The sequence below is a fragment of the Pseudodonghicola flavimaris genome, from assembly GCF_030164425.1.
In the GTDB taxonomy this organism is placed as follows: domain Bacteria; phylum Pseudomonadota; class Alphaproteobacteria; order Rhodobacterales; family Rhodobacteraceae; genus Pseudodonghicola; species Pseudodonghicola flavimaris.
Genome location: NZ_JASNJD010000005.1, coordinates 309,768 through 316,573, shown reverse-complemented (window position 1 = coordinate 316,573; position 6,806 = coordinate 309,768). Strand labels below are relative to the sequence as shown.

General features: G+C 65.9%; 7 protein-coding genes and 1 pseudogene. 3 read left to right on the top strand and 5 right to left on the bottom strand.

Annotation, left to right across the window (positions count from 1 at the left end):
- From QO033_RS09530 to cysQ, 4 genes and pseudogenes are all read right to left on the bottom strand, one after another.
- Nucleotides 1-109 (bottom strand): annotated as a pseudogene (locus QO033_RS09530) (UTP--glucose-1-phosphate uridylyltransferase); the annotation flags it as partial.
- A gap of 127 nt (nt 110-236) precedes the next feature.
- Entirely contained in the window at nt 237-1,481 is a 1,245-nt protein-coding gene (locus QO033_RS09525; protein ID WP_284480724.1) for a glycosyltransferase family 2 protein, read from the bottom strand.
- Nucleotides 1,478-2,278 (bottom strand): 3-deoxy-manno-octulosonate cytidylyltransferase, encoded by an 801-nt coding sequence (locus tag QO033_RS09520; RefSeq protein WP_284480723.1) that lies wholly within the window; start codon nt 2,276-2,278, stop codon nt 1,478-1,480. The genes QO033_RS09525 and QO033_RS09520 overlap by 4 nt, the downstream gene beginning before the upstream one ends.
- On the bottom strand, nt 2,278-3,075 hold the full coding sequence (gene cysQ / locus QO033_RS09515; RefSeq protein WP_284480722.1) for a 3'(2'),5'-bisphosphate nucleotidase CysQ: 798 nt from the start codon (nt 3,073-3,075) through the stop codon (nt 2,278-2,280). The genes QO033_RS09520 and cysQ overlap by 1 nt, the downstream gene beginning before the upstream one ends.
- Before the next feature lie 128 nt (nt 3,076-3,203).
- Here cysQ and QO033_RS09510 point away from each other — a divergent pair, with 128 nt between their 5' ends.
- Entirely contained in the window at nt 3,204-4,025 is an 822-nt protein-coding gene (locus QO033_RS09510) for an ABC transporter permease (RefSeq protein WP_284480721.1), read from the top strand.
- A 36-nt stretch (nt 4,026-4,061) separates the two neighbouring features.
- On the opposite strand, the gene ubiG is transcribed toward QO033_RS09510, so the two are convergent.
- A complete protein-coding gene (gene ubiG, locus QO033_RS09505; protein WP_284480737.1) occupies nt 4,062-4,808 on the bottom strand; it encodes a bifunctional 2-polyprenyl-6-hydroxyphenol methylase/3-demethylubiquinol 3-O-methyltransferase UbiG in 747 nt (248 codons plus the stop codon).
- Between the two features lie 48 nt (nt 4,809-4,856).
- Here ubiG and pip point away from each other — a divergent pair, with 48 nt between their 5' ends.
- A complete protein-coding gene (gene pip / locus QO033_RS09500; protein ID WP_284480720.1) occupies nt 4,857-5,834 on the top strand; it encodes a prolyl aminopeptidase in 978 nt (325 codons plus the stop codon).
- Nucleotides 5,831-6,667, top strand: coding sequence for an ABC transporter substrate-binding protein (locus QO033_RS09495; protein WP_284480719.1), 837 nt, complete (start codon nt 5,831-5,833; stop codon nt 6,665-6,667). The genes pip and QO033_RS09495 overlap by 4 nt, the downstream gene beginning before the upstream one ends.
- Nucleotides 6,668-6,806 lie beyond the last annotated feature (139 nt).

The window sequence follows — 6,806 nt, the reverse complement described above, 5'->3', positions numbered from 1 at the left end:
GACGGTCGACCAGCGTCATGATCTCCTTCGGCACGGACTTCGTCGCCGGCAAAAACCGCGTCCCCATCCCCGCAACCGGAAATATCGCCTTCGTCACTTTCTTGCGCATCAAATCCTCAACTTTCTTCGCCACAGCCGTGCGATCGAGGGAAATCTTACCGCGAAACGGGACGATGAAACATGTCCCTTGCCCGGATTTTTTCCCCTTACACAGCTTTCCGGCGATTTTATGACGCTTAGGTTACAGAAGCGTCGAAACCCCGCGTCTTCTGACATCTTTCTGCCTCTGCCCGGACCCTGCGCCCGAACCGCCAGAGCCGGATCAGCGGCTGATCGCGCCGGCTGCGGCCGAAAAGCCCGCCGGTCTGCTCCCAAATCCCCGCCTCGGTGAAGCGCACCCGGTGATAGAGCGCGGTCGGAGAAAACCGCATCACCGTCACCGCATTGCCCGCCGCCACCGCCTCGCGCGCGGCGGCCTGCAGCCGGCGGCGGGTCCAGCTGCGACCGGCGATCAGCAGGCTGCGGCCGGCGGGGCGCGCCGAAAACGGATGGAAACCGGCCGCCGGCGCCGGCAGCGGCATCGGCTGCGACGGCCGTGCCAGCCCCTCGGCATAGCCGGCCTCAAGCTCCGCCAGCAGGCGACGCACATCGCGGGGCTCCAGCCGACCCGCGACCATATGATCGATCACCCGCCGCCGTTCCGCCGCGCGGATCGCCCGCCAGCGGGCGGCGATCGCCCCGGGCGGCGCATGGCGGGCCAGGAACACCGCCCAGCTGGCGCCGATCTCGGTCAGATCGCGCGGTGCCCGGTCCGGCCGCCGCCGGGCGCTGGCGGCAAAGCCGTGATGCACCTGGGCCAGCGGCACCAACGCGGTCGCCGCGCCCGCCTCTGCCAACCGCAGATTGAGGTCGGTCTCATCGAGAAAGAAGCGATAACGGGGGTCGAACCCGCCGAGCCGGACCAGCATCGACCGCCGCACCGCCATATTGGTGCCCTCGGTCTTGATCGCCCGCCCGGGCTGCGCCGTCATCACCGTGATCCGACCGGGATCGACGCTGAGCGGCCGTTCGACCCCCAGGGCATCGACCTCGGCGCTTTCCGACTGATAGGAAATCCCGTTACGCCCCCGCACCCAGCCGCCGGCGGCGGCGACCGCCGGATCGGCGAAAGCGGCGGCGAGACAATTCAGCCAGGTCGGCTCAGGCACCGAATCGTCGTCGATGAAGGCGATCACTTCTCCCGCCGCCTCGGCGATCCCGAGATTGCGCGCGACGGAGATATTCGGTTGGTCATAGACGATCTGCCGGACCCGGGCCGCCTGCGGCAACGCCCTCAGCCCGGCCAGCGCCTCCGGGTCGGCGACCACGATCACCTCAAACGCCGGATAGCGCAGCTGCGACAGCCCCAGCAAGCAGCGCCTCAACGCCCGGGGCCGATGACGGCTGACGATCACCACGGAGACCGTCAGCGCCCCGGTCATTCCAGCCCCATACCGGCCATCATCTCTTCGATCCGGGCGACGTCCTCGGGGTTGTTCAGCTCCCAGAACTGGCGGCCGCGCGCCTCCACCTCGACACAGAGAATACGGTGACCGCGTTCCAGGAAGCGGAGCTGTTCCAACCCTTCGAGCTGCTCCAGCGGCCCCGCCGCCCAGCGCGGATAGGCGCCCAGCGCCGAGGGGCGATAGGCGTAGACCCCGACATGGTGGAACACCGGCGTCGGATCGTGATCGCCATAATGATCGGAGGTGAAGGGAATCACCTCCTTGGAGAAATAGAGCGCGTGGTTCTCGGCGGTGAAGACCGCCGTGGTGCCGCCGACCCGACCCGCCCTGCGATCGGCCAGAAACCCGTTCAGCGCCATGCCGTCGCAGCGCAGCACCGGGGTGGCGACCTCTGCCATCGGGTCGGCGCGCAGACCGGCGATCAGCTCTTCGACGAACCAGGCCGGGGTCAGCGGCGCGTCGCCCTGCAGGTTGACGACGATATCATAGCCGCCGCCCAAGGTGTCGAGCACCTCGGCACAACGTTCGGTGCCGTTGGCGCAGGTGGTGGAGGTCATCACCACCTCTGCGCCGAAGGCTTCGGCGGCGGTGCGAATCCGATCGTCATCGGTGGCGACGACGACCCGGTCCACACCCTGTACCGCCCTGGCCGCCTCCCAGCTGCGCCGGATCAGGCTCTTCGCCTGCCCCATGGCCCCCCTGAGCTCAACCAGCGGCTTGCCCGGATAACGGGTGGAGGCATAGCGCGCCGGGATGGCGACCAGAACCGACATCACGCCTCCTTCAGCTCAACGCCCGGGGCGTAGGCGATGAAGAAGGGGTTGGCATAGCCGTCCTTGCCATAGGTCAGCGGCGTGTGATCGTCGAAACGCACCACCTTGCCGCCAGCGCCCAGCAGCACCGCGTGACCGGCGGCGGTATCCCATTCCATGGTGCGGCCAACGCGCGGGTAGAGATCGGCCTCGCCGGTGGCGACCAGGCAGAATTTCAGCGAGGAGCCCGCGCTCTTGCTGTCCTTCACCTTGTATTTGTTGATGTAATCGTCGGTGGCCTGATCGCGGTGCGATTTCGAGGCCACCACCAGCAGCGCGTCGTTGTCGCTGTCGGCGACGCGGATCGGCGTCACTTCGCCCAGGGTTTCGGGATCGAAGGAGCCGGTTTCCTCAACCGAAGACCCGTCCGCGAGGGTAAAGAACATCCGGTTCTTGGCCGGCGCATAGACCACGCCGCGGGTCGGCACGCCACCCTCCACCAGAGCGATATTGACGGTGAAATCGCCGCGCCGGTTGATGAATTCCTTGGTGCCGTCCAGCGGATCGACGATCAGGAAGGTATCGCCCTTCTCCTTGTGAGAAGCGGCCTGCTCCTCGGTGACCAGCATCATGCCGGGGAAAGCCGCGCGGAGCCCCGCGGAAATCAGCGCATCGGCGGCTTCGTCGGCTTCGGTCACTGGACTGTCATCCGATTTGACCTTCACGTCGAAGTCGTCGGCGTTATAAATCTCCATGATCTTGGTCCCGGCCTCGATGGCCAGCTTGCGGATCACGGGAATTAAGGCATCATATTCCACAAAAAAGCTCCATTTTTGCGCTTGGTTGGTAATACAGCTAAGCACACTTATGCTGCGGGTGCACCGGAACGGCAAGCACCGCGTGGCGCATCGGTGTCACGCCGCAGAGCAACGGGTACAACGGGTCAATGTTTCAATTCAGATCGAACAGCTCGAAGTTTTCCAGCGCCCTGACGATTCTGGAGCTGATCTTTCACTCCGTCGTGCGCCATGTGCGCTCCGCCCACAGCAATGCCTTCATCGCCATCGGCAAGAACATGCTGCAGGTGGTAGTATTCGTGCTGGCCTTCTACCTGATGTTCTCGGTTCTCGGGCTGCGCCGCTCTGCCGTACGGGGGGATTTCCTGCTCTATATGATGTCGGGGATTTTCCTGTTCATGTGCCACACCAAGGCGGTGGGCGCGGTGGTCAAATCCGAGGGTCCGAACCATCCGATGATGCAGCATGCGCCGATGAATACGGTGATCTCGATCTCCGCCGCGGCGATCGGATCGCTCTATATCCAGGTGCTGACGATGTTCGTGCTGCTGTTCGGCTATCACGTCGCGATCAAGCCGATCACCATCGAGGACCCGGCGGGCGCCTTCGGCATGCTGATGCTGGCCTGGTTCAGCGGCTGCGCCGTGGGGCTGGTGCTGCTGGCGCTGCGGCCGTGGTTTCCCACCGCAGTCAACCTGATCTCGACGATCTATCAGCGCGCCAACATGATCGCCTCTGGCAAGATGTTCCTGGCCAACAACCTGCCCGCCTATATGCTGCCGATCTTCACCTGGAATCCGCTGTTTCACACCATCGACCAGGCGCGTGGCTACGTGTTCATCAACTACAACCCGATGAACACCAACTGGCACTATACGCTCGGGGTCGGGATCGTTCTGACGATGATCGGGCTGATGGGCGAATTCTACACCCGCCGCCATGCCTCGCTGAGCTGGAGCGCGCGGCGCTGATCGCCCCGCGCCGCAGCAACAGCGCCCCGTCCGGCCTCAGCCGCGCTTCACGCTGGCGGTGACGTAATTCACGCTCAGGTCGCGGGCGGAAATCGACCAGCTCCAGCTCAGCGGATTGAAGACGAAGCCCTTGCGGTCGACCGGCTCCACCCCGGAGCGCTGCAGAAGATCGATCAGCTCCTCCGGCGTGATGAACTTCGACCATTCATGCGTGCCGCGCGGCAGCCAGCGCATGATCACCTCCGCCCCGAGGATCGTCATCGCATAGGATTTCGGATTTCGGTTGATGGTCGAACAGATGTGCAGCCCGCCGGGTTTCAGCAGCTCGCGGCAGGCGGTCAGATAGGACAGCGGATCGGCCACATGTTCGACCACTTCCATGTTCAGGACCACGTCGAACTGTTCGCCGGCGGCGGCCAGCGCCTCGGCCGTGGTGTGACGGTAATCGATGGTCAGGCCGGACTGTTCTGCATGAATCCGCGCCACCGGCAGATTTTTTTCGGCGGCATCGGCGCCCACCACTTCGGCCCCGAGCCGCGCCATCGGCTCCGACAGCAACCCGCCACCGCAACCGATATCCAGAATCCGCAACCCGGCGAAGGGCGCCGCCGTCCCGCGATCACGGCCGAATTCCCCTGCAATCTGGCCGGTGATATAGTCGAGCCGACAGGGGTTGAGCATGTGCAGCGGCTTGAACTTGCCGGACGGATCCCACCATTCCGCCGCCATCGCCTCGAATTTGGCGATTTCCGAAGGGTCGACCGTGGATTCAGACGCTTGCATTCCAGTCATCGTTCGCTCTTTTATCCTGTGAAGGTATATAGGTCAGTAATGGACAAATTCCCGGATCAAAAGCGCGTCGTTCAGTATCTCTACCCGCCGGTCGACCCCTTCGACCAGCGGATGCTCGATGTTGGCCAGGGCCATAGCATCTATGTCGAGCAATGCGGCAATCCCGACGGCATCCCGGTGCTGGTGCTGCATGGCGGCCCCGGCGGCGGCTGCAGCCCGGCCATGCGGCGGTATTTCGATCCGCAGCTCTATCGGGTGATTCTGTTCGACCAGCGCGGCTGCGGCCGGTCGCGACCGCATGCCTCGGTCAAGGACAACACCACCTGGCATCTTGTCGCCGATATCGAACGCATCCGCACCGTGCTGGGGATCGAGGGCTGGGCCGTCTTCGGCGGCAGCTGGGGCGCGACCCTGTCGCTGATCTACGCCCAGGCGCATCCCGACCGGGTCACCCACCTGATCCTGCGCGGCGTCTTCCTGATGACCAAGACCGAGCTGGACTGGTTCTATGGCGGCGGCGCCGGCCGGTTCTGGCCCGAACCCTGGGCCCGGTTCATCGCCCCCATTCCCGAAAGCGAACGCGACGATCTGATCGGCGCCTATCACAAACGGCTGTTTTCCGGGAATATCTCCGAGGAAACCACCTATGCCCATGCCTGGTCGTCCTGGGAAAACGCGCTTGCCTCGATCCATTCGCACGGCCATCCCGGCGACACCCCCGGCGACTACGCCCGCGCCTTCGCCCGGCTCGAGAACCACTATTTCTTCAACGGCGGTTTCCTTGAGGTCGACGGCCAGATCCTGGCCAACATGGGCCGGATTTCGCATATCCCCGGCGTCATCGTGCAGGGCCGTTACGACATGATCTGCCCGCCGGCCGCCGCCTGGCGGCTGAGCGAGCTCTGGCCCGCCTCCGATCTGATCATGGTGCGCCACGCCGGACATGCGCTGTCCGAACCGGGGATCAGCGCCGAACTGGTGCGCACGATGGATCGGATCGCCGAGGAGCTGCAATGACCCGGATCGACCGCCGCGCACTGTTTACCTCGGGTGCTGCCGCCGCGCTGCTGGCGGCCTCCGGCGTGTCGCTTGACGCGGCGCCGAAACCCGGCGGTCACCTGCGCCTGGCGGTGCCTCGCGACGGCAGCCTGGACCGGGTCGCCCGCGGCGCGCTGTTCGACGGGCTGACCGAAATCGGTCCCGACGGGGTGCTGCGCCCGGAACTCGCGGTCGGCTGGACCGGCAGCGCCGATGCGCGCCGCTGGCGCTTCGACCTGCGTGAGGGGGTGCGGTTCCACGATGGCCGTCCGCTGCGGATCGAGGATGCGCTGGCCGCCTTCCGCGCATGGGACGTGCCCGGGGTCCGGCATCTTGAGGCCGAACGGCCGCGCACCCTGCTGGTCGAACTGGCCGAGGGCGATCCCGATCTGCCCTATCGCCTGGCCGCGCCCGAGCGGGTCATCGGCCCGGACGGGGCGCTCGACCAGCCGCTGGGCGAGGCGGTCGGCACCGGCGCATTCCGCGTCGCGCAGGCCCGGACCGCGCGGCACTTTCGCGCCACCCGGGTTGCGGACCATTACAAGCAGGGCCAGGCCGGATGGGTCGACAGCCTTGAAATCATCGTGATTCCCGATGCCGCCGTCCGGGCCGAGGCGCTGCGCGACGGCTATGTCGATATCGCCGCGCTGCCGGCGCCCGACGGGCTGCTGGAGCGGGGCGAATTCCGCTATCACCCCTCTGCCGACGACATGGCGCTGGCCGCCCGTGCCGGGGTCGGCATGCCGCGCCGGATCGGCACCCGCCAGCCGCTGGACGACGGGCGCATCGCCGAACGCTGGTGGCTGACCTGAGCCTCGGCACAGGGCCGGTCCGACTTCGGGCTTGAAGATTCGCTTTCACAGGCGTATATGCCCCTCAACAGCGGCGCGTCGGGCTCTCTGGGCTCGGGGCACCACCGGATAATTCTGACGGGCCGCGCGCCCGTTTTTT

Coding starts and splice junctions, on each gene's coding strand:
- QO033_RS09525 (WP_284480724.1), bottom strand. CDS start 1,481: ATGACCGGGGCGCTGACGGTCTCCGTGGTGATCGTCAGCCGTCATCGG.
- QO033_RS09520 (WP_284480723.1), bottom strand. CDS start 2,278: ATGTCGGTTCTGGTCGCCATCCCGGCGCGCTATGCCTCCACCCGTTAT.
- QO033_RS09510 (WP_284480721.1), top strand. CDS start 3,204: ATGTTTCAATTCAGATCGAACAGCTCGAAGTTTTCCAGCGCCCTGACG.
- ubiG (WP_284480737.1), bottom strand. CDS start 4,808: ATGCAAGCGTCTGAATCCACGGTCGACCCTTCGGAAATCGCCAAATTC.
- pip (WP_284480720.1), top strand. CDS start 4,857: ATGGACAAATTCCCGGATCAAAAGCGCGTCGTTCAGTATCTCTACCCG.
- QO033_RS09495 (WP_284480719.1), top strand. CDS start 5,831: ATGACCCGGATCGACCGCCGCGCACTGTTTACCTCGGGTGCTGCCGCC.